Source organism: Amycolatopsis lurida (assembly GCF_900105055.1).
GTDB lineage: Bacteria > Actinomycetota > Actinomycetes > Mycobacteriales > Pseudonocardiaceae > Amycolatopsis > Amycolatopsis lurida.
In genome coordinates, this window is the sequence record NZ_FNTA01000004.1 from 4,664,542 (window position 1) to 4,684,686 (window position 20,145).

The 20,145-nt window shown below is 69.0% G+C and carries 20 protein-coding genes and 1 tRNA gene; 16 read left to right on the plus strand and 5 right to left on the minus strand.

Annotated elements, in window-relative coordinates; translation table 11 throughout:
• Window positions 1–123: 123 nt before the first annotated feature.
• Complete coding sequence (locus BLW75_RS27380) at window positions 124–1,812, minus strand: hypothetical protein (RefSeq protein WP_091598434.1); 1,689 nt, start codon at window positions 1,810–1,812, stop codon at window positions 124–126.
• Between the two features lie 140 nt (window positions 1,813–1,952).
• Here BLW75_RS27380 and BLW75_RS27385 point away from each other — a divergent pair.
• Window positions 1,953–2,026: transfer RNA gene (locus tag BLW75_RS27385), tRNA-Thr, on the plus strand.
• Window positions 2,027–2,093: 67 nt separating this feature from the next.
• On the opposite strand, the gene BLW75_RS27390 is transcribed toward BLW75_RS27385, so the two are convergent.
• Together BLW75_RS27390 and BLW75_RS27395 are read right to left on the minus strand one after the other, a co-directional pair.
• Window positions 2,094–2,537, minus strand: a complete 444-nt coding sequence (locus BLW75_RS27390) for a hypothetical protein (protein WP_143055365.1) — start codon at window positions 2,535–2,537, stop codon at window positions 2,094–2,096.
• Between the two features lie 131 nt (window positions 2,538–2,668).
• Window positions 2,669–3,322, minus strand: a complete 654-nt coding sequence (locus BLW75_RS27395; RefSeq protein ID WP_034310003.1) for a TetR/AcrR family transcriptional regulator — start codon at window positions 3,320–3,322, stop codon at window positions 2,669–2,671.
• A gap of 44 nt (window positions 3,323–3,366) precedes the next feature.
• Between BLW75_RS27395 and BLW75_RS27400 the strand changes: the two genes are divergently transcribed.
• The 6 genes from BLW75_RS27400 to BLW75_RS27425 all read left to right on the plus strand — a co-directional run bounded on the left by BLW75_RS27400 (window position 3,367) and on the right by BLW75_RS27425 (window position 9,605).
• Complete coding sequence (locus tag BLW75_RS27400; protein ID WP_241783503.1) at window positions 3,367–4,293, plus strand: alpha/beta hydrolase; 927 nt, start codon at window positions 3,367–3,369, stop codon at window positions 4,291–4,293.
• Window positions 4,290–5,105, plus strand: a complete 816-nt coding sequence (locus BLW75_RS27405; protein WP_034310007.1) for an SDR family NAD(P)-dependent oxidoreductase — start codon at window positions 4,290–4,292, stop codon at window positions 5,103–5,105. The genes BLW75_RS27400 and BLW75_RS27405 overlap by 4 nt, the downstream gene beginning before the upstream one ends.
• Window positions 5,105–6,034 (plus strand): reductase, encoded by a 930-nt coding sequence (locus tag BLW75_RS27410; RefSeq protein WP_034310009.1) that lies wholly within the window; start codon window positions 5,105–5,107, stop codon window positions 6,032–6,034. The genes BLW75_RS27405 and BLW75_RS27410 overlap by 1 nt, the downstream gene beginning before the upstream one ends.
• Window positions 6,031–6,516, plus strand: coding sequence for an NAD(P)/FAD-dependent oxidoreductase (locus tag BLW75_RS27415; protein WP_034310012.1), 486 nt, complete (start codon window positions 6,031–6,033; stop codon window positions 6,514–6,516). The genes BLW75_RS27410 and BLW75_RS27415 overlap by 4 nt, the downstream gene beginning before the upstream one ends.
• Window positions 6,513–8,000: a flavin-containing monooxygenase gene (locus BLW75_RS27420; protein ID WP_034310015.1), complete on the plus strand. Its 1,488-nt coding sequence runs from the start codon at window positions 6,513–6,515 to the stop codon at window positions 7,998–8,000. Before BLW75_RS27415 ends, BLW75_RS27420 begins: the two co-directional genes overlap by 4 nt.
• Window positions 8,001–8,072: 72 nt before the next feature.
• Complete coding sequence (locus BLW75_RS27425) at window positions 8,073–9,605, plus strand: PstS family phosphate ABC transporter substrate-binding protein (protein WP_034310017.1); 1,533 nt, start codon at window positions 8,073–8,075, stop codon at window positions 9,603–9,605.
• 79 nt (window positions 9,606–9,684) lie between these two features.
• On the opposite strand, the gene BLW75_RS27430 is transcribed toward BLW75_RS27425, so the two are convergent.
• The gene (locus tag BLW75_RS27430; RefSeq protein ID WP_034310019.1) at window positions 9,685–10,149 is read right to left on the minus strand and encodes a GreA/GreB family elongation factor; all 465 of its coding nucleotides are present in this window, start codon (window positions 10,147–10,149) and stop codon (window positions 9,685–9,687) included.
• Between the two features lie 123 nt (window positions 10,150–10,272).
• Between BLW75_RS27430 and BLW75_RS27435 the strand changes: the two genes are divergently transcribed.
• The 6 genes from BLW75_RS27435 (at window position 10,273) to BLW75_RS27460 (ending at window position 15,073) form a co-directional block, all read left to right on the plus strand.
• Entirely contained in the window at window positions 10,273–10,860 is a 588-nt protein-coding gene (locus tag BLW75_RS27435) for a TetR/AcrR family transcriptional regulator (RefSeq protein ID WP_034310021.1), read from the plus strand.
• Between the two features lie 115 nt (window positions 10,861–10,975).
• Complete coding sequence (locus BLW75_RS27440) at window positions 10,976–12,202, plus strand: M14 family metallopeptidase (protein ID WP_034310024.1); 1,227 nt, start codon at window positions 10,976–10,978, stop codon at window positions 12,200–12,202.
• An 88-nt stretch (window positions 12,203–12,290) separates the two neighbouring features.
• Entirely contained in the window at window positions 12,291–12,812 is a 522-nt protein-coding gene (locus BLW75_RS27445; protein WP_034310026.1) for a gamma carbonic anhydrase family protein, read from the plus strand.
• A 33-nt stretch (window positions 12,813–12,845) separates the two neighbouring features.
• Window positions 12,846–13,277 carry an uL11 family ribosomal protein gene (locus tag BLW75_RS27450; RefSeq protein ID WP_034310029.1) on the plus strand — a complete coding sequence of 144 codons (432 nt, stop codon included), beginning with the start codon at window positions 12,846–12,848 and terminating at the stop codon, window positions 13,275–13,277.
• Window positions 13,274–13,693 carry a CGNR zinc finger domain-containing protein gene (locus BLW75_RS27455; RefSeq protein ID WP_034310032.1) on the plus strand — a complete coding sequence of 140 codons (420 nt, stop codon included), beginning with the start codon at window positions 13,274–13,276 and terminating at the stop codon, window positions 13,691–13,693. The genes BLW75_RS27450 and BLW75_RS27455 overlap by 4 nt, the downstream gene beginning before the upstream one ends.
• A 111-nt stretch (window positions 13,694–13,804) precedes the next feature.
• Window positions 13,805–15,073 (plus strand): serine hydroxymethyltransferase, encoded by a 1,269-nt coding sequence (locus BLW75_RS27460; protein WP_034310034.1) that lies wholly within the window; start codon window positions 13,805–13,807, stop codon window positions 15,071–15,073.
• Window positions 15,074–15,222: 149 nt separating this feature from the next.
• Here the strand turns inward: BLW75_RS27460 and BLW75_RS27465 are convergent, their stop codons facing one another.
• Window positions 15,223–15,741, minus strand: a complete 519-nt coding sequence (locus BLW75_RS27465; protein WP_034310036.1) for an inorganic diphosphatase — start codon at window positions 15,739–15,741, stop codon at window positions 15,223–15,225.
• A gap of 167 nt (window positions 15,742–15,908) precedes the next feature.
• On the opposite strand from BLW75_RS27465, the gene dacB reads away from it, so the two are divergent.
• The 3 genes from dacB to tilS all read left to right on the plus strand — a co-directional run bounded on the left by dacB (window position 15,909) and on the right by tilS (window position 20,039).
• Complete coding sequence (gene dacB / locus BLW75_RS27470; protein ID WP_034310038.1) at window positions 15,909–17,951, plus strand: D-alanyl-D-alanine carboxypeptidase/D-alanyl-D-alanine endopeptidase; 2,043 nt, start codon at window positions 15,909–15,911, stop codon at window positions 17,949–17,951.
• Window positions 17,952–18,051: 100 nt separating this feature from the next.
• Complete coding sequence (locus tag BLW75_RS27475; protein ID WP_034310041.1) at window positions 18,052–19,080, plus strand: zinc-dependent metalloprotease; 1,029 nt, start codon at window positions 18,052–18,054, stop codon at window positions 19,078–19,080.
• Entirely contained in the window at window positions 19,077–20,039 is a 963-nt protein-coding gene (tilS, locus tag BLW75_RS27480) for a tRNA lysidine(34) synthetase TilS (protein ID WP_034310043.1), read from the plus strand. The genes BLW75_RS27475 and tilS overlap by 4 nt, the downstream gene beginning before the upstream one ends.
• Window positions 20,040–20,145: the final 106 nt, after the last annotated feature.

Below are 20,145 nucleotides of genomic sequence, written 5' to 3' on the forward strand. Positions count from 1 at the left end.
GGGCCTTCACCGCTTCAAAGCGGCGAAGGCCCCTGACCGCCTAGAGGTGACCTGGAGGCACGAACGGACCTCTCACACCGGGGCAAGGCGTGAAAGGGCCGTCCATCACCCTCCTCGCCCCGTCTAGTCCTCCGAGTCCAGCGAACGCGGCCGCGGCGAAGGCTTGAAGCCCGGCGAGTTCTTCGCGACCGGAACGACCGCGAGCCGACGGCGTCCAGGCATGGCGGCCACGAGAACGACACCGATCAGCAGCATCGCCGTACCCGTCCAGAACATCGGCACCGTGTCGTAGGCCGCGTTGGTATAAGCCAGGTTCTTGACCGGACCCTTCGGCGCCGCGCCACCGTTGTTGCCCGCGGGCGGCGGAGTGGCCGTGCCGCACTCGACACCGCCGGCCGGCGCGTACGCGCGGGCGATCTGCTCACCGAGCGAGACCTGGGCCAGCGACGACGGAAGGTTCTTCGCGGCCTCCGGCGGCAGCGCCTTCTGCAACGCCGTCGTCGGCAGGATCTGCAGGTCCAGCAGCCGCGCTGACGCACCCATCTGGAAGCCCTTGAACGGCGAGGTCATGTCGCTCGACTTCTGGTTCAGCCCGGCGATCGACAGCTTCAGCACCCCGAGGTCGAGGGTGAGCCCGTTCCCGGCCTCGCCGCCGGGAAGGTGCTTGGTGGCACCGTCCACCATCTCGGCGAGTCCGCCGACGACCGGCACGTTCTTCAGCTGCTCGAAGCCGGGGGCCTGCTTGAGCGACGGCAGCGGGATCCCGATCGGGATGTCCTTGGTCGGGTTGTTCGCGTCGAGGGTGAACAGCACCTTGTCGCCGCGGACGATCTGCAGCACCGGCGCGGTGTACTCGACCTTCGACGTCTTCTTGTCGCCGGTCGAGGTGACCCGCAGGGTCGGCTGGCTGGCGACCTTGATGGTCAGGCCGAGCGGCGTGCCCTTCAGCAGTTCGATGTTGGCCGCCTGCAACGTCGACGTCGATTCGACGGCCTTGTTCTTCGAGCCGGGGATGTCGACCAGCCGCACGACCGAACGCGACGACAGCGTGTTCGGCAGGCTCAGCACGGCGCCCTTGCCGTCGGCATTGGTGCTGGTTCCCGAAAGCAGGCCGCCCAGGTTCGCCAACGGACCCAGGGCCGCAAGACCGGCCTTGAGCTGGTCCGAAGCCTGAGTGAGCTGCTCGGCGCCCGGGATGTTCGGGATGGTCGGCAGCAGGGCCAGGTTCGCGATCGACGTGCTCGAGTCGGCGATCGTGCCGACGCACGGGCCGAGCGTCGGGCTCCAGCGCGCGTGCGCCTCGCCGTTGAGCAGGCCCAGGTTGAACAGCGGGTTCTTCGGCGCGTTGAGGCCGCCGCTGATCGGCTTCGGGTTGTCCGGCAGCGCCGTCTGCACGAGGCTGCCCGGTGTCTGCGGCGCGTTGCCCGCGGCGGACAGGCCGAACGGCGACGACTGCGCGATCGCCTTTTCGTAGTTCAGGTAGGCCTCGGAGTTGGCCTGTGCGCTGGAAAGCCCCATTCCGGCTTCGAGCGCGGACTGCTTCGGCAGCATCTCGCCCGCTCCGGGGAGGATGGCGCTGGTCGGCACCGCGTTCGGCAGCAGCCGCAGCACGCCGAGCGCCGCACCCGCGTCACCGACCGCCTTGCCCAGCGGCTGCGGCCCCATCGGTGCCGACATCGGCGGCTGACCCGGGTTCGCCGGATCGGGGATCGGCGTGGTCGGGATGGTCTGGGCCGTCGCCGGGGCCGCGGTCAGCAGAAGCAGGGCCGCGGCGGCCGGAAGCGCCAGCGCACGGGGCAGTCGTTGCCGCATGAACAGGTCCTCCAGTGGGGATGGGCCGATCTTGGGGGACTGAGACCGGCGTCATAGGACCCTAACGACGGTGGCCCTGGAAGGTGACGTTCAAGCCTCCGCTACACTTGTCTCCGTCATCGGGTGCGAGCCCGATGTCCGCCGCCTTAGCTCAGTCGGCCAGAGCGATTCACTCGTAATGAATAGGTCAGGGGTTCGATTCCCCTAGGCGGCTCCGCAGGTCAGGGCCCCATCCGGACACCCGGGTGGGGCCCTGACCTTTTGGCGGGGAGCGGACGGAGTTACTGCGCCGCCGGGGCCCCGGCTTGGTCAAGTTCACCCGTTCCGGGGAACCGCTGAGGCGTGTCCATCTCGGACCGGAGACGGGCCACGCGCGGGAACCAGCCGGTCTCGATCTCGCTCTCCGTCCTGGAGGACACCTCGTGGAGCGGCCGCAGGTAGCCGTCCACCCAGTAGACGACATATCTCTCGAAGAGCTTTTGTACAGCTTCAGGTCGATGGCCCTGACTTCGAGCAACGTGCCGCACTCTTCGAAGAAACGCAAAAATACGCGTCAGCGCGAATTGGTCGTCGGCGGCCAGCGAGGACTCGTCGCTCATCAGCGACATGAATCCCACGGGATCCGGCGAGTCCATGTTGTCGCGCAGGACATGGGCCGCCTTGACCCGGTGGACCAAGCTTTCCGCGGATTGCCAGGTCTCGTGCAGCCGATGTGTCCTGCTCACGCGGGTGGCTCGTTGTGATTCCAGCCGCTGGACCGTGAACGAGATCGCGCCTCCGACGAGCACACCGATCAGTGCCGAAAGGGGTCACCGCCACATTCCCGCGTATCAGTGAACACTCCGCCGGGGCCGCTTCAATCCGCCGGAATTTCCCCTTCGGCGGAGGTTTTGAGGAACATCCGCGACAGCGAAGTGCCCACTCCGGTGAGGTGGCCGACGAGCGTGTCCGCGTCCGCGTCGAGCAGGCCGGAGCGCCACGCGAGCATGATCTCCACGAAGCCGCCGATGCCCAGCAGGACGTTGACCCGGAATTCCAGCCCGTCCACGTCCGGCTTCAGATGTGGCCGCGCGAGTTCGATCAGCAGGCCGGTGGTCTCCTGGACGGTCTGCCGCCGCAGCTGCTCCAGCACCGCGCTGCCCGCGTGGTCGCCGAACAGGATCTGCGCGCGGGCGGGCTCCTCCTGCACGTGGTGTACGACGACGTCGACGGCGGCGCGGAGCTGCTCCAGGGCTGGTCGCTCGATGTGGGCCGCGACGGCGTCGAGGACCATCCGCAGAGTCTCGTCGCGGACCTGTTCCCAGGCCGTGGCCAGCAGCGTGTCGCGGTTGGCGAAGCTCTCGTAGAAGTACCGGTCGGTCAGGTTCGCCCGTGCGCAGACGCCGCGCATGGTGACCGCCGCCCAGCCCTGCTCCTGCCAGATGTCGAGTGCGGCGCCGAGGAGGGCGAGCCGTCGTTCGGCGCGGCGTTCGTCGGCGGTCTTGCCGCTGTAGCGGCGGGACGCGGTCACCTCTCCATCTTGACAGCAGATGCCCTCGGATTCATTCTGAGGGCATGCGACCGCAGAATGGCCTGCGACCCGGTTTGGCCGCCGCGCTGACGTCCGCTTTCGTGCGGCCGATCGCCAACGCGATCCCGGCCAACCGGGCGGGCGTCGCCTTCTCCCGCGCCTTCATCGCGAGCAGCTTGTGGCTGGCTTCGCCGCCGTTGAAGGGAAGCCGTGTCGAGCCGGGCATCCGCGGCGAGTGGGTCCGCGCGCCCGACGTGACCGAGGGCAACGCCGTGGTCCTGTACATCCACGGCAGCGGGTATGCGCTCTGCTCGCCGCGCACCCATCGCGGGCTGACCACGAGGGTCTCCGGCGGCACCGGTCTGCCGGTCTTCGCCTGCGAGTACCGCCTCGCGCCCGGACATCGGTTCCCGAGCGCCGCCGAAGACGCCCGCGCGGCCTACGACCGGCTCCTCGACCAGGGATATCGGCGGATCCTCGTCGCGGGCGACTCCGCGGGCGGGCATCTCGCGGTCGACCTCGCCGCGCAGCTGATCCGGGAACGAAAAGACCCGCCTTCCGCGTTGGCCCTCTTCTCGCCGCTGTTCGACGTGACGTTCTCGTTGGCGGCCCAACGAGAACGCATGAGCCCGGACCCGATGATCTCCGCCGCCGCGGCCGCGCGGCTGGTCGGTCTGTACACGGTGGACGCCGACCTCGCTTCGACACGGTTGAGGTTCGCTTTCGACGACATCGAGGGTTTCCCGCCGACGATCATCCAGGCGGGCGGGCTGGAAATGCTCGCCGCGGACGCCATCGAGCTCGCCAGGGCCCTGCGTCGCGCGGGAGCCGACTGCGAACTCGAAGTGGTCCCCGGCCAGATGCACGTCTTCCAGGCCTTGACGCGCTTCATTCCCGAAGCGGCACCGGCGATGGAGCGGGCTTGCCGCTTCCTCACCGGCAACCTGCCGGCGATCGTGAGGGCGGCATGACGAAACGGACCCACGGAGCACACGCCGTCGTCACCGGCGCGGGAAGCGGGATCGGGCGGGCCATCGCGGCCGAACTCGTCCGGCGCGGCAGCCGGGTCGTCTGCGCCGACATCGACCTCGAAGCCGCCGAGGAAACCGCGAAGATGATCGAGGACGCGGTCGCCATCGCCTGCGATGTGTCCGATGTGGACGAAGTCACTGACCTGGCGAACCAGGCGCGTTCCTGGTTCGGCCGCGAGCCGGATCTCGTCGTCAACAACGCCGGGATCGGTGCGGGCGGCAAACCCGTCGGGGAGAGCCCGCTGTCCGATTGGCGGCGCACGCTCGGCGTGAACCTCTGGGGCGTGATCCACGGCTGCCACACCTTCGTCCCCGCCATGCGCGCGGCGAAGGCGGGTGGCGTCATCAACGTCGCTTCGGCGGCCGGCTTCACCGCCGCGCCGAGGATGGCCGCGTACAACGTGAGCAAGGCGGGCGTCGTCAGCCTTTCCGAAACGCTGGCCGCCGAACTGTCCGGCACCGGTGTCGGGGTCACCGTGCTGTGCCCGACCTTCGTGCGCACCAACATCTTCGGCGGCGAACTCATCGAAGACGGGGCACGTGGGCTCGCCCAGCGGGTCTCCGACGTGGTCGGGTTCTCGCCGGAGCGCGTCGCGCGGATGACGCTCGACGCCCACGATCGCGGCCGCCTGTACGTGGTGCCGCAACCCGACGCTCAGCTTCTCTGGCACGCCAAGCGTTTCGTGCCCGTCCCGTACACGCGGATCGCCGGTCTGCTCGGCCGGTTCCTGCCCGCCGAAAAGGAGAAGTGATGGCCTACGACTTCGACGCGATGCTCCAGACCATCAAGGACAAGCAGTGGTCGCTGGCCGACATCGACTGGGACGCGCCCGGCGCGGAGACGATGACCGACGAACTCCGGGCCAAGATGCGGCCGTTCATGGCCGATCTCGTGTGGATCGAGCACGTCGGCGCGCGCGGGTTCGCCTCGCTGGCCAAGAAGGCGCCGACCCCGGTGATCCAGGAGATCTACCGCTACTTCCACGCGGAGGAACAGAAGCACGCCAACGCGGAACTGGCGTTGATGAAACGCTGGGGCATGCTCGACGAGCACGGGTCGATGCCCGAGCCGAACATCAACGTCAAGCTCGCCATCAAGGTCCTCGACGACTACGGCGACACGCTCCCGCTGACGGCGCTGGCCACGCTCATCCCGCTGCTGGAATGCGCGCTGGACGGCGCACTGGTGAAGTTCCTGCTGGAAGAGGTCTCCGATCCGGTGTGCCACCAGGTGTTCCGGCATATCAACTCCGACGAGGCCCGGCATATCACGGCCGACTTCGAGGTACTGGAGCTGATCGGTGCCGGATCCACGACCAAGCTGATCACCGAATCCATCGGCTCGCTCAAACCCCAGATCGTGCTCGGCCTGATCGTGGTGTTCGTCCCGCTGATCAACAAGATGCGCGACAACATCGTCGCGATGGGCCTGCCGGAGAAGAAGCTGTACAACGCCGTCAAGCGGTTCTCCACCATCGGCGGCCGCGGCGAGTTCACCCAACGCATCCCGGCGTACCACGTGCTCAAGGCGCAGGCGGCGATGATCGTCGACCGCTCGCACGTCTACCACCGGCTGCTCGCCGACCCGATGGTGAAGATGACCCGCCTGATCCCCGCGCGGCTGCTGGGAAAGCCGCAGTCGTGGACCGAGGAGATCACGCACGAACCGGTCGCGTCATGAGCCTCGGCGAATTCCGGGGCGAGGTGCTGCGCGGCACCGAGTGGTTCGGGCACGACTTCTCCGGGCAGCGGGTGGCCGTGGTCGCGCCCGGCCGCGAGGCGGCGCAGATCGTGCCCGAAGTGGCGGCCACCGCGCGTTCGGTGAAGGTGTTCCAGGAAGAACCCGACTGGGTCGTGCCGATGCCGGTCCCCGGGCCGAACGTCCTCGGCATCACCGTCGCCCGGGTTTTCCTGCGCTGGCAGGTGAAAGACCCCTGGATCCGTCGGCTCCTGACGCCGGACCGGCGCTTCGGCTCGCGGCGGACTGCCCCCGGTCTCGGCTACTACGGCGCGCTCAAAAGGCCCGGGTGCAAGCTCATCACCTGGCCGATCTACGCCTTCGCGCCCGATGGGATCCGCACCGCCGAAGGTATCGAGCACCAGGCCGACGTCGTCGTGCTCGGCGCCAGTTCGCTGTTCGCCAAGGAAGGACTTCCCGCATGAAGCCGGACCACGAGATCGCGATCGTCGGCGGGGGTTTCTCCGGTATCGGTGCCGCCATCCTGCTGCACCGAGCCGGTTTCGAAGACTTCCTGATGCTGGAAGAGGGCGACGGCGTCGGCGGCGCCTGGCACTGGAACACCTATCCGGGCGTCGCCGTCGACATCCCGTCGTTCAGCTACCAGTTCTCGTTCGAGCAGATCTCCGGCTGGTCGCGGGTCTACGCGCCGGGCCGTGAGCTGAAGGCCTACGCCGACTACTGCGTCGACAAATACGACATCCGCCGCCGCACGCGTCTGGGCAGCAAGGTCGTCTCCGCGGCCTTCGACGACGAAACGCACTTGTGGCGGCTGGAAACCGCCGACGGCTGGTCGATGACGGCACGGTTCGTGGTCGGCGCCACCGGCGTGCTCACCCAGCCGAAACCGCCGGACATCGCCGGGCTGGACGGCTTCCGGGGCACGGTCATGCACACCGCGCGCTGGGACCACGGCGTCGATCTGCGCGGAAAACGCGTCGCAGTCGTGGGTACCGGGGCTTCGGCCGTGCAGGTGATCCCGTCCATCGCGCCGGAGACGGGCCACCTGACGGTGTTCCAGCGCACGCCGATCTGGTGCCTGCCCAAACCCGACGCCGTCCTGCCGCGGCCGGCGCGGCTCGCGCTGCGGCGGCTGCCGGGCGCGAAACTGGTGTCCCGACTGGCCAGCCAGGCGCTCGTCGAAGTGACGTTCCCGCTGGCCGCGCATTTCCACAACCTCCTGCCGACCGCGGGCGCGGGGGAGCGGATCGGGCGCGCGCATCTGCGCCGCGCGGTGAAGGACCCCGTGACCCGCGAGAAGCTCACCCCGCGTTATGCCTTGGGGTGCAAGCGGCCGAGCTTTTCCAACGAGTACCTCCAGACGTTCGACCGGGACAACGTCACGCTGGAGACCACCGGCATCGACGCGATCACCGGATCCGGGGTGCGCACCACCGACGGCACCGAGCATCCGGTGGACGTCCTGGTGCTGGCCACCGGGTTCAAAGTGTTCGAGAAGGGCAATATGCCCGCCTTCACCGTGCGCGGATCCGGCGGCGCCGATCTGGAGAAGTTCTGGGCGGAGAACCGGTTCCAGGCGTATCAGGGCGTCAGCGTCCCCGGTTTCCCGAATTTCTTCACCATTCTCGGGCCGTACGGCTACAACGGTTCTTCGTACTTCAACCTGATCGAGACGCAGACCGCGCACATCGTCCGCTGCCTGCGCAACGCCAGGAAGACCGGCGCGACCCGCGTCGAGGTCACGCACGAGGCCAACGACCGGTACTTCCGGACCATGCTGGAGCGGCGCAAGCACCAGGTCTTCTTCCAGGACAGCTGTTCCCTGGCCAACAGCTACTACTTCGACGCGAACGGGGACGTGCCCTTCCGCGCCTCGCCCACCCTGGAAACCATGGTGACGAGCCGGTTCTTCGACCTGGACGACTACGCCTTCGCGGACGGCCGGTGAACACTGGCTGAAGTCCGCCGTCCCCCGCCGGGATGAGCCATAGGTTCGACACCCCGAACCTGGAGGCTGGTCTTGGAAGGGTTTCCCTGGGACGTCCTGCTCGCGGTGGTCGGGATCACCGTCCCGGCCGTCGCGTTCCTGTGGGAGTTCGTGCTCGTCGGCCGCAAACGGCTCGGCTACCGCGTGCAGATGGACACCCCGACGGCGTCCGGGCGCGGGTTCGCGCCGACGGCCGACGCGCTGGCGCAACTCCAGCACGAGAACGGCGAACGGCTCGCCGACCCGTCGTTCGTGCTGCTGCGCATCGAGAACAGCGGTACCACCGACATCGACACCGACGACTACGCGGTCAACGAGAACGACCGCGTCGGCATCCGCGTGAAATTCCCCGGCCGCACCGTGGCCGGGATGGTGGTGACCGAGCTCAGCTCGCCACATCTGCACGAATGCTTCGGCGACGACTCCGGGTGGGGCGCTCGCGACGAGAATCCCGAACGGCCCACCGGGGTGATCGACCTGCCGAGGGTGCCGCTGAACCGCGGCGCGCACTACAAGATCCTCGCCGTGCTCGACCGCGTCCCCAACGGCTCGCCGGACGCCTTCGACGATCCTCAGGTCATCGGCGAGATCAAGGGCGGCAGTCTCCGCGAGACCAAGAGCCGCACCGGGCCGACGGGTTCGGTGATGGCGCTGATCCTCTTCCTCGTCGTGATCAGCATCTTCCAGCTGACCCGCTCACTGTTCTTCGACGAGAAGCCGCCGCCGCTGGACTGCGCGTCCGGGAAGCTCACGATCACCGGGTCGACGGCCTTCGCTCCGGTGTTGAAGGAAGTGACGGCTTCGTACGCGAAGACGTGCCCGGGAGCGTCGTTCGTGTTCGACAGCCGGGGGAGCGCCGAAGGGTTGGGCAGCCTGAACCAGGCGGCGAACGACGGCACGCTGGCGTTCTCCGACGGCGCGAAGGGCGAGGGGTTTCCGCAACTGCTGCCGCGTCCGGTCGCGTTCTCGCTGTTCACACTCGTGATCAACAAGGAAGCCGGGGTCCAGGATCTTTCGCTCGCGCAGATCCGCGACGTCTACGACGGCAAGATCGCGAACTGGAAGGAGATCGGCGGCAAGGACCAGCCGGTCCGGCTCGTCGACCGGCATTCCGACTCCGGCACGCGGCGGACGTTCGAGGCCCAGCTCTTGGCGGGCAAGCGGGAACCCGGCGACAATTCCGACGACTGCCTCAAACCGGCGCCGGGCGCCCAGCCGGGAGTGGTGCGGTGCGCGAAGCCGTCCACCAGCGACGTTCTCGACGCGGTGTCGCGGGTGCCGGGCGCGCTGGGCTACAGCGAACTGGGCGCGGCCACGCAACGCGAGGACGTGCTGCCGGTGCGGATCGACGGCCACCAGGCGACCCTGGAGGGCGCGATCCACGCGGCCTACCCGTTCTGGGAGACCGAGTACGCGTACACGTTCGGCGAGCCGAAGGCCGACTCGCTCGCCGCGAGCTTTCTGCGGTACCTGACGAATCAGGTCGGCAAGGACATCGTCCGGTCGCACGGGCACCGGCCGTGCGCCGAGCTGGCGAATCCGGTGCTGTGCCGTCCGGGTGTGTGAAGGGCCCCCTCGACAACGCGCGTGAAGGCCCCCTTCCCTCGGCTCAGCCGAGGGAAGGGGGCCTTCACGCGCGAACGAGTCAGGCGGGCGGCTTCAGCGTGACCACGGTGGCGCTGGTCTCGCCACGCGGCGTCCGGTACGTGATCTCGTCGCCTTCCTTGGCGCCGACGAGCGCCAGGCCGAGCGGGCTGTCCGACGTGACCGTGGAGGCGTCGGCGTCCTCGCCCGGGATCGTGACGATGTGGAGCTCGTCCTCGTCGCCGTCGGCGAACCTGAGGGTGACGGTGGTGCCGTCGGGCAGCAGACCCTTGCTGTTCCGGCCGCCGTGCTCGAGCTTCGCCGCGACGTCGGCGATGCGCCGGTCGAGGTAGGCGGCGGCCTCCGCGCGGTCCAGCACCTCCGCCTGATCGGCGGCGTCGCCGGTTCGTTCCTGCTCGCCGACGAGCGGCGCCATCGCGTCGCGCTGCGCACGCAGATCGGCGAGTTCCTTCTCCAGCTGCCGTCGCGCGGCCGGGCTGAACCCGTTGTCCCCTGAGGTCACCATGCCGCGCATTGTCCGCTACGGATCGGCGGCTAGCCACCTAGATTTTTCACCCGCTGTGATCGGCCAGGACGGTTGCCCTAAGCTTCAGGGCTCCTGTCCTGACTACTTGGTGTAAGGAACTTCGTGACCGCCGTTCCCGGCCGCAGCGCGCGGCTCTCCCCCAATCAGCTGCAGAAACAGGAGCAGATCGTCGAAGCGGCGCGTGTCGTGCTCGCCAGGGACGGACTCGCGGGCTGCACCGTTCGCGCGATCGCGGACGCCGGACCGCTCACTAAGAGTGCGATTCATTACTACTTCGCGGATATCGACGTCCTGATCGACCGCGCGATGGCGGCGCACATCACAACGTTCATCGCCGATTTGCGCAAAATTTCGGCGAAGCACGATCACCCGTCCGAGCGGCTCTTCGCCGCGCTCGAGGCCTTCCTCGGCGAGTTCTCCGGCCGCCCGAACGCGGCCTTCCTCTGGTTCGAATACTGGATCGCCGCGGGCCGCGCGCAGCATCCTCAGGCCATCGACGTGATGCTGACGTCGATCACCGAGCTGCTCGCGGAACTGCTCGCCCCGCTCGACGTCGAAGACCCGCGGGCACGGGCGCGGGCACTGCTGTCCTACCTGCTCGGCGCGATCGTCCAGCAGCGCGTCCGGCGGCGGCCGTTCGCCGCGTTGCGTGGCGACATCGAAGCTCTCTGTTTCGCGAACTACGGGTAGAAATACGCATTAGATCCGTACCGTTACGGATTGTTCGGTCTTCCCGCTCCGGCCATGGTGAGGTTCCCCTTCCCTGCCTGAGAGCTAGGAGACGACGATGCGCATAAGACGGTGCATGGCCGTGGCGATCGCGGCCGTCGCGGCGTTCACCATCCCGGTCGCCGCGAGTCCGGCGACCGCGGACCAGCAGGCCGAGGACGCGCAGGTGCAGATCTACGAGGTCTTCGGCACCGGGACCTCGCAGCAGCGCACCCAGATCTCCCGGCTCGGTGTCGACGTCCTCGGCTCGGCCGGCGGCACGACCACGTTCATCGGTGAGGCGCGCGACGCGGCGAAGATCCGTTCGCTCGGCTACCGCGTCGAGCAGCGCGGCGTCGTCGACAGGTCGGAGAAGGCGGGCACGAACGCGATCAACGACTTCCCGCCGTCGGACTCCGGCTTCCACAACTACGCCGAGGTGACGACCGAGCTCCGCAACGCCCAGTCGAACTTCGGCTCGATCGCCCGGCTGAGCAGCGTCGGCAACTCGTACCAGGGCCGTGCGCTGAACATGCTCAAGATCAGCGACAACGTCGCCACGGACGAGAACGAGCCCGAAGTCCTCTTCACCTGCAACCAGCACGCCCGCGAGCACCTCACCACCGAGATGTGCCTGCGGATCGTGAACCGGTTCACCCAGGGCTACGCCTCCGACCCGGCGATCAAACGGTTCGTCGACAGCGTCGAGATCTACGTGATCCCGAACGTCAACCCGGACGGCTCGGAGTACGACATCTCCGGCGGCAGCTACAAGTACTGGCGCAAGAACCGGCAGGGCAACGGCACCGACCCCAACCGCAACTGGGCCTACAACTGGGGCTGCTGCGGCGGTTCGTCGGGCTCGACCACCAGCGAGACCTACCGTGGCCCGTCGGCGTTCTCGGCGCCCGAGACCCGCGCGGTGTCCAACTTCGTCAACTCGCGCAAGATCGGCGGCGTCCAGCAGATCAAGGCGAGCATCGACTTCCACACCTATTCGGAGCTCGTGCTGTGGCCGTTCGGCTTCACCTACAACGACACCGCTCCCGGCATGACCGCCGCGGAAGCGCAGCGGTTCCAGACGGTGGGCAGGCAGCTCGCGGCGACCAACGGCTACACGCCGCAGCAGTCGAGCGACCTGTACATCACGGACGGGACGATCGACGACTGGATGTGGGGCACCCACAAGATCCTGAGCTTCACCTTCGAGATGTACCCGCGGGGATCGAACCCCGGTTTCTACCCGCCCGACGAGGTGATCGTCCGCGAAACCACCCGTAACGACAAGGCCGTGGACCTCCTCCTGAACACCGCCATCGGCTGATCCCGCTTCCAGCGCGTGAAGGCCCCCTTCCCTCGGCTCAGTCGAGGGAAGGGGGCCTTCACGCGCTGGGGCGCATAGGGTGCGGGGCATGCCGATGTTCGAATTCGAGGGACACCGTCCCCAGGTGGATCCCGAAGCGTGGATCGCCCCCACCGCCACCCTGATCGGCGACGTCGTCGTCGAGAAGGGCGCCTCCGTCTGGTACGGCGCCGTGCTGCGCGCCGACTTCGGGAAGATCCTCATCCGCGAGGGCGCCAACATCCAGGACAACTCGGTCATCCACGTCAACGGCGGCGTCACCGAGGTCGGCAAGAACGTCACCGTCGGGCACCAATGCCTCGTGCACGACTGCACGATCGGCGAGCAGGCGCTGATCGGGAACGGCTCGACCGTGCTCGACAAGGCGCAGATCGGCGCGAAGGCGCTGGTCGCGGCCGGCGCCACGGTGACACCGGGAATGGTCATCCCGCCGGAGACGGTCGCCATGGGCAGCCCGGCCAAGAAGCACGTCCCGCTCGACGGCGCCGCCCGCGGCTGGGTCGAGCACAACGCGGCGATCTACCAGGAGCTGGCGCGCCGTCACGCGGAAAGCGTCAAACCGATCGATTGACTCTCCAGTAACTGGAGACCATAGCTTCGGCGCATGGCACCGAAGTCCAAGAAGAAAACCCATCAGGCGACGCTCGAGTTGACCGCCGGCAACGCGCCGGTGGTCGACCTCGGGAAGACGCTCGGGCAGACCGGCGTGAACCTCGTCGAGGTCAAGAAGGCCTACGACGCGGCGACCGCCGCGCAACGCGGCGACATCGTCCCGGTGGTCGTGTCGGTGTTCGAGGACCGCTCCTTCGAACTCCGGCTGAAGACTCCGCCCGCGTCGTTCCTCATCAAGAAAGCCTTGGGTGGCAAGGGGGCCGGCCGTCCGGGGCATGAGGTCGCCGGGAAGCTGACCCAGGAACAGCTGCGTGAGATCGCGGAGCGGAAACTGCCGGACCTCAACACCGGCGACATCGAGGCGGCCATGCGCACGATCGCGGGCACGGCCCGCTCGATGGGTGTCGCGATCGAAGAACCGTGACGCGCAAGCATGTGATCGCCCCGCCTTTCCGCGACCTCGACCCGGCGCTCGAGATCGCGGAAAGGCTTCTGGCGCAAGGAAATCCGTGGCTCACCGGCGTCGTGTCGGCGCTGCCCGACGAGCACGCCGCCGCCGATCGGCTCAACCGGGTCCTCGCCGGGAACGGTGCCGCGCCCCGGCTGGTCGAGGTCGGGAACGGCTGGCGCCTGGTGCAGGTGCCGTCGTGGCCGGGCCGCGGGGACCTGGTCGCGGGCGCCTCCGGGCTGGCGGAACTCGTCGTGTTCGGCGGCTGGCGGCGGATCAAACGCTGCGCCGTCTGCGCGCAGGCGTTCTGTGATCGCACGGCCGGATGCAGCCGTCGATGGTGCGCCCGGCATCGTCCGCACGCCGAGCCCCGCTCGAGCGGAGTGCTCTAGTCTGGTCCGCACCAGCGACTGGCGCCATTTGAGGTGGAGCACCACCGGGAAGCGACGACAAGGCCGGTACCGCGCGCCTGGGTCCGGCCGTCTCTGGCAGGAGTACGTCCGATGACACACCAGCCCGAACTTTCCGCGCTCGCCGCCGCCGACCCGCAGATCGCGGGGCTCGTGGAGGACGAGGCGAAACGCCAGCACGACAAGATCCGCCTGATCGCGTCCGAGAACTACGTCTCCCAGGCCGTACTGGAGGCGACGGGCACCGTCCTCACCAACAAGTACTCCGAGGGCTACGCCGGCAAGCGGTACTACGAGGGCCAGCAGCTCATCGACCAGGTCGAAAACCTCGCCATCGAGCGCGCGAAGGCCGTCTTCGGCGTCGACCACGCGAACGTCCAGCCGTACTCCGGCTCCCCGGCGAACCTCGCGGTGTACCTCGCTTTCGCGCAGCCGGGTGACACCGTGCTCGGCATGGCGCTGCCGGACGGCGGCCACCTCACGCACGGCTGGAGTGTGTCCGCGACCGGCAAGTGGTTCACCCCGGTCCGCTACGGCGTCCGCAAGGAGACCGGCCGCGTCGACCTCGACCAGGTCCGCGAACTCGCGCTGAAGCACCGGCCGAAGCTGATCTTCGCGGGCGGCACCGCGATCCCGCGCACCATCGACTTCCCGGCGTTCGCGGAGATCGCCCGCGAGGTCAACGCCGTCCTGGTCGCCGACATCGCCCACATCGCCGGGCTGGTCGCCGGCGGTGCGCATCCGTCGCCGGTCGGGCACGCGCAGGTCATCACCACGACCACGCACAAGACGCTGCGCGGTCCGCGCGGCGCGATGATCCTTTCCGACGCCGACCACGCGAAGGCCGTCGACAAGGCGGTGTTCCCCGGACTGCAGGGCGGTCCGCACAACCACACGACCGCCGCGATCGCGGTCGCGCTGGGTGAGGCTCAGAAGCCGGAGTTCTCCGAATACGCGCACGCGATCGTCGCCAACGCGCGGGCGCTGGCGGAGGCGCTGGTGGAGCGCGGCTACGACCTCGTGTCCGGCGGCACCGACAACCACCTGCTGCTGATCGACCTGACGAACAAGAACGTGCCGGGCAAGCCCGCCGCGCAGGCGCTGGACCGGGCGGGTATCGAACTGAACTACAACACCGTGCCGTTCGACCCGCGCAAGCCGTTCGACCCGTCCGGCATCCGGCTCGGCACCTCCGCGATCACCACCCGCGGGCTCAAGCCGGAGCACCAGACGCAGGTCGCGGAGTGGATCGACCGCACGATCACCGCCGCGGCGGGCGAGGAACAGTCCGCTTTGGACACCGTCGCCGCCGAGATCCGCGAGTTCCTGGCGCCGTTCCCGATCCCGGGCTACTCGGCGTAGTTCAATGTGTGAAGGCCCCCTTCACTGCGCCAGGCGCAAGGAAGGGGGCCTTCATGTACTGGGGAGACGCGACCAGGCGCTCACGAAACGCACGAAGGGCCCCTTCACCGCACGAGATGCGGTGAAGGGGCCCTTCGACACTTAAGCGACTAGTGAGCCGCCGGACCGTCGATGGCCTCCTTGGCCAGCCGGTCGGTCTCACGGTCGAGCGAACGCTTGATCTCGGCCTCGGCCTCGGACCGTCCGACCCAGCTCGAACCCTCGACGCTCTTGCCCGGCTCCAGGTCCTTGTACACCTCGAAGAAGTGCTGGATCTCGAGCTTGTGGAACTCGTTCAGGTGGTGGATGTCGCGCAGGTGCTCCAGCCGCGGGTCGTTCGTCGGCACCGCGAGGACCTTGTCGTCCGGGCCCTTCTCGTCGGTCATCCGGAACATGCCGATCGCGCGGCAGCGGATCAGGCAGCCGGGGAAGGTCGGCTCCTGGACGAGCACCAGCACGTCGAGCGGGTCGCCGTCCTGGCCGAGGGTGTCGTCGATGAACCCGTAGTCGGCGGGGTACTGCGTGGCGGTGAACAGCGTCCGGTCGAGTTTGATCCGACCGGTCTTGTGGTCCACCTCGTACTTGTTGCGCTCCCCCTTGGGGATTTCGATAGTGACGTCGAATTCCACGCCGGCCTCGCTGCTCTCGTCTTTGGTACGCCCCGCCGTCGCGGACGGCTCACCGAGTTCATGGTCTTGTCTTCACTAGTGTGGACCACGGGGTCCCGGGTGGTCGCATCGATGTGGTCGTATGTGAGCTTGGCCCCTTCCCCGGACGGCGGACGAAGGAGCGTTGAGTGCCGGAAAACGATGCCCCGAGGTGGCCGTCGGACGACAAGGACACCTCATCCGCCGAGCCCAAGGGTGCCAAGGGGGAGGGCGAGACCACCATCTGGCTGCCCATGTCCGGGATGGCCGGCGGCAAGACCGAAGAGCTGTCAGTGCCGAAGGTCACACCCGAAAGTGGTTCGTGGTTCGAGCCGGTCGTCGAGGTGGAGGAGGAACCGGACGTTCCGGAGACCCCGACGCCGAAGTGGTCCGCCTTCGAGCCGGTGACGCCGGTCGAGCCGGAGCAGCGCGAAGAGCCGAAGACGCTCTTCGTCAAGCCCGTCCAGCCCCAGCACAAGGACGAACCGGACTGGGACCGGTTCGACCAGGGTGCCGCCACTCCACCGCGTGAAGCCGAGCCCCCGAAACCGGAGCCGAAGCCGGAGCAGCCGAGGCAGGAGCCCCCGCGTCAGGAGCAGCCGCGCCGTCCCGAGCAGAGCCGGGTCGAGCCCCCGGCTCCCGCGCCGGTCCCGTCCGCGACCATGCACGCGCGTCCGGTCCGCATCGAGCCCGCCGAAGAGCGTTTCGACTCCGAAGCGACCGTCGGGATCCAGCGGTCCGAGCCGCCTTCCCAGGAACCCCCGGCAGCCGAGGCCGCACCCGCGCCGAAGCGCAAGCGCAAACGCAAGGTCCTGCTGATCACGACCCTGGTCGTCGTCCTGCTGCTCGCCGGGATGGGCGGCGCCGCCGCGATGCCGAAGGTGTCGAACCGCCTCGGCCTCCCCTGGGCGCCGAACGCGCCGAAGGGCGAGATCCCCAAGCCCGCGGGTATCACCCGGGTCCTGCACGGGCCGGACATCAACGGCGCCGGGCCGACGAAGGAAGGGCTCGCGGCCGCGCTGGCGGGCCCGGCCGGTTCGCCGGACCTGGGCACGCTCACCGGCACCGTCGTGGACGCGGCGTCCGGCGAAGTCCTGTGGGACAAGAACTCCGGCACCCCGCTGACCCCGGCGTCGACCACCAAGCTCCTCGTCGTCGCGGCCGCCCTCCTGACGATGGACCACGGTACGCAGTTCTCGACGAAGATCGTCCAGGGTGCCGAGCCGGGCACGGTCGTCCTCGTCGCGGGCGGAGACCCGTCCCTGACCTCGCTGCCGCTGGGCACGGACTCGCCGCTGTACCCGGGCGCGGCCCACGTCGACGACCTCGTCGCCCAGGTCAAGAAGGCCGCGGGCGGCAAGATCTCCAAGGTCCAGCTGGACATCAGCCTGTTCAAGGGGCCGACGTCCGCGAAGGGCTGGGACCCGGAGGACACCGCCGCCGGGAACACCTACATGGCGCCTGTCCTCCCCGTGATGGCCGACGGCGGCCGCGCCGAACCGAAGAACGACCACTCGCCCCGCGTCGCGAACCCGGCGGCCGCGCTGACGCAGAAGATCGCGGGCAAGCTCGAAGCCCAAGCCGGCGGCACGACGACGGCCCCGAAGGACGCGAAGGTGCTCGGCGAGGTCAAGTCCCAGCCGCTCGCGGAGTTCGCCAACTCGCTGATGCAGCTTTCGGACAACCTGATGGCCGACGTCCTCGCCCGTCAGCTGGCGCTCGCGAAGGGCGCCGAGGCGTCGTTCACCGGCGGCGCGACCACGACGATGAACGTGCTCAAAGAGGCCGGATTCGACCTCACCGGCGTCCAGATCAACGACGGCAGCGGTTTGTCCGACCAGAACAAGATCCCGGCGAAGGTGCTCAGTGAGATCCTCGCGGTCGCGGCGGCGCCGGACGGCAAGGACCCGAGGACCGCGAAACTGCGGCCGCTGCTGGCCGGTCTCCCCGTCGCGGGCGGCAGCGGGACGCTGGAAAAGCGCTACGGCGATCCGGCGTCGGCCGCGGGCCGCGGCTGGGTGCGCGGCAAGACCGGCACGCTGTCCGGCGTGAACACCTTGGCGGGCGTGGTGCTGGACACCGACGGCCGGATGCTGGTGTTCGCGCTGATGTCGTCCGGTTCGGACCAGAACAAGGGCAGGGCCGCGCTCGACGTCGTCGCGGCCACCCTGCACAAGTGCGGCTGCAGGTGAGCGACCGGAATCGGAGCGTGAGGAAGTCGGGACGGAATTCGGTCTTCCAGCGGGTAGCGTCATAAGAGTGACTGAGGAAACGCCGACCAAGACACGTTCGATGGTCGACTGGTCCCTGGCCGCCTCGACGGGCGCCCTCCTGGTGCGCGGTGGTCCGGTGGTCGACCGCGAAGAGGCCGAAGAAGCCGTCGCCGATCTCCGTGACTTGACCGGTGAGGCCGAGGGACACGTTCGCGAGCTGACCGGGCTCGGCCTCGATCTGCCGTTGCTGCCCGCCGACGTCGTCGACCGGCCCGGCTGGGTCCGTTCGGCCGCGGCCGGTCTCGACGCGCTCACCGGCCGTGCGCTGCCGGAGGCGCAGGGCGGCCCGCTGGCGCCCGTCCTGGCCGGGGGCGCCGGTGTGCAGACCGGCCTGGTGCTCGCCTTCCTGGCTTCCCGCGTGCTCGGCCAGTACGACCCGTTCGGCGGGCCGGACCGTGCCGGGCGGCTGGTGCTCGTCGCGCCGAACGTGGTCGCCGCCCAGCGCGCGATGGACGTGCCGGGCCACGACTTCCGGCTGTGGGTCTGCCTGCACGAATGCACCCACCGGTTGCAGTTCACCGCGGTCACCTGGCTGCGCGACTACTTCGCCGACGAGGTCGAGCGCCTGATCGGCGGGCTCGCCGGCCGGGACGCGGACGGGCTGAGCGATCTGGTCGGCCGTCTGCCGGACACCATCAAGCAGATCGGCAAGGGCAAGGCGGGCGGCGCCGGTCTCGCCGAACTCCTGCAGTCGCCGAGCGAACGAGCGGTGTTCGACCGGCTCCTCGCCCTCTCCACGCTGCTGGAGGGGCACGCCGACTTCGTGATGGACGCCGTCGGGCCGCAGGTCGTGCCGAGTGTCGAGCTGATCCGTTCGAGGTTCACCGCCCGGCGCAAGGGCGGCGGCCTCATCGACCGCGTGCTGCGCAGCCTCCTCGGCGTGGACGCGAAGCTGCGCCAGTACGAACAGGGCGCGAAGTTCACCAAGCACGTCGTCGACGCCGTCGGCATGGACGGCTTCAACGCGGTGTGGACGTCGCCGAACACGCTGCCGACCAGGGCCGAGATCAGTGATCCGGCGGCCTGGGTGCGGCGCCTGCACGGGTGAGCGGGCCGGATCCGGCGATCGCGGCCGTGCGGACGGCCGTGCGGGACTTCCTGACGTCGATGAACGCCGCCGAGGAGTTGTGCGTCGCCGTCTCCGGTGGCGCGGACTCCTTGGCGCTGGCCGAAGCGGCCGCGTTCACCGGCGGCCGCGCGGGACTGAAGGTGCGGGCACTCGTCGTCGACCACGGCCTCCAGGACGATTCCGCCGAAACCGCCGCCCGCGCCGCGAACACCGCGCGGGAACTGGGCGCCGACACGGCCGAAGTCCTGAAGGTGCGGGTCGAGGGCGCGGGCGGGCCGGAAGCGGCGGCCCGCCGGGCCCGCTACGGCGCCTTGCGCTCGGCGCTGCCGGACGGACGCGGTGTCGTCCTGCTCGGCCACACCCTCGACGACCAGGCCGAAACCGTGCTGCTCGGCCTCGGCCGGGGTTCCGGGCCGCGGTCGCTGGCCGGGATGCGCCCGTACGACCCGCCATGGGGACGGCCGCTGCTCGGCGTCACCCGCGCCACCACCCGGCGGGCCTGTCAGGCGCTCGGTGTCGACCCGTGGCAGGACCCGCACAACGAAGACCCGCGGTTCACCCGTGTCCGGTTACGGACCGAAGTACTGCCCCTTCTGGAGGATGTGCTGTCCGGCGGTGTCGCGGCGTCGCTCGCCCGCACGGCGGCGCAATTGCGGGAAGACACCGAGGCGTTGGACACACTCGCGGGTGAGGTCCACCTGCGCGCCTTCACCGGCGAAGGGCTCGACGTGGCGGTGCTCGCCACCGAACCGCCCGCGTTGCGGCGACGCGTCCTCCGCAGGTGGCTGCTGGACTCCGGCGTCCGCGAACTCACCGACGCCCACCTGCGTTCGGTCGACGCCCTGGTGGGGAACTGGCGGGGTCAGGGCGGGGTCTGGCTACCCGGCGACTTGGTGGCCGCGCGGGCGCATGGCAGGCTCACGGTGTCGATCGAATGAACCCGCGTCGGCGATCGACGTCGGGTCATCCACCTCCTGGAGTGGAGCGGGCGTCCTGCTACCGCGATAGCGGGGCGGGGTCACGCGTATGGTGACCATTCATCGA

Bases quoted from the DNA above. Each gene is read 5' to 3' on its own strand.
- BLW75_RS27420 (WP_034310015.1), top strand. From the start codon at position 6,513: ATGAAGCCGGACCACGAGATCGCGATCGTCGGCGGGGGTTTCTCCGGT.
- BLW75_RS27460 (WP_034310034.1), top strand. From the start codon at position 13,805: ATGACACACCAGCCCGAACTTTCCGCGCTCGCCGCCGCCGACCCGCAG.
- BLW75_RS27450 (WP_034310029.1), top strand. From the start codon at position 12,846: ATGGCACCGAAGTCCAAGAAGAAAACCCATCAGGCGACGCTCGAGTTG.
- BLW75_RS27410 (WP_034310009.1), top strand. From the start codon at position 5,105: ATGGCCTACGACTTCGACGCGATGCTCCAGACCATCAAGGACAAGCAG.
- BLW75_RS27400 (WP_241783503.1), top strand. From the start codon at position 3,367: ATGCGACCGCAGAATGGCCTGCGACCCGGTTTGGCCGCCGCGCTGACG.
- BLW75_RS27405 (WP_034310007.1), top strand. From the start codon at position 4,290: ATGACGAAACGGACCCACGGAGCACACGCCGTCGTCACCGGCGCGGGA.
- BLW75_RS27475 (WP_034310041.1), top strand. From the start codon at position 18,052: ATGGTCGACTGGTCCCTGGCCGCCTCGACGGGCGCCCTCCTGGTGCGC.
- BLW75_RS27440 (WP_034310024.1), top strand. From the start codon at position 10,976: ATGGCCGTGGCGATCGCGGCCGTCGCGGCGTTCACCATCCCGGTCGCC.
- BLW75_RS27445 (WP_034310026.1), top strand. From the start codon at position 12,291: ATGCCGATGTTCGAATTCGAGGGACACCGTCCCCAGGTGGATCCCGAA.
- BLW75_RS27430 (WP_034310019.1), bottom strand. From the start codon at position 10,149: ATGGTGACCTCAGGGGACAACGGGTTCAGCCCGGCCGCGCGACGGCAG.
- BLW75_RS27380 (WP_091598434.1), bottom strand. From the start codon at position 1,812: ATGCGGCAACGACTGCCCCGTGCGCTGGCGCTTCCGGCCGCCGCGGCC.
- BLW75_RS27415 (WP_034310012.1), top strand. From the start codon at position 6,031: ATGAGCCTCGGCGAATTCCGGGGCGAGGTGCTGCGCGGCACCGAGTGG.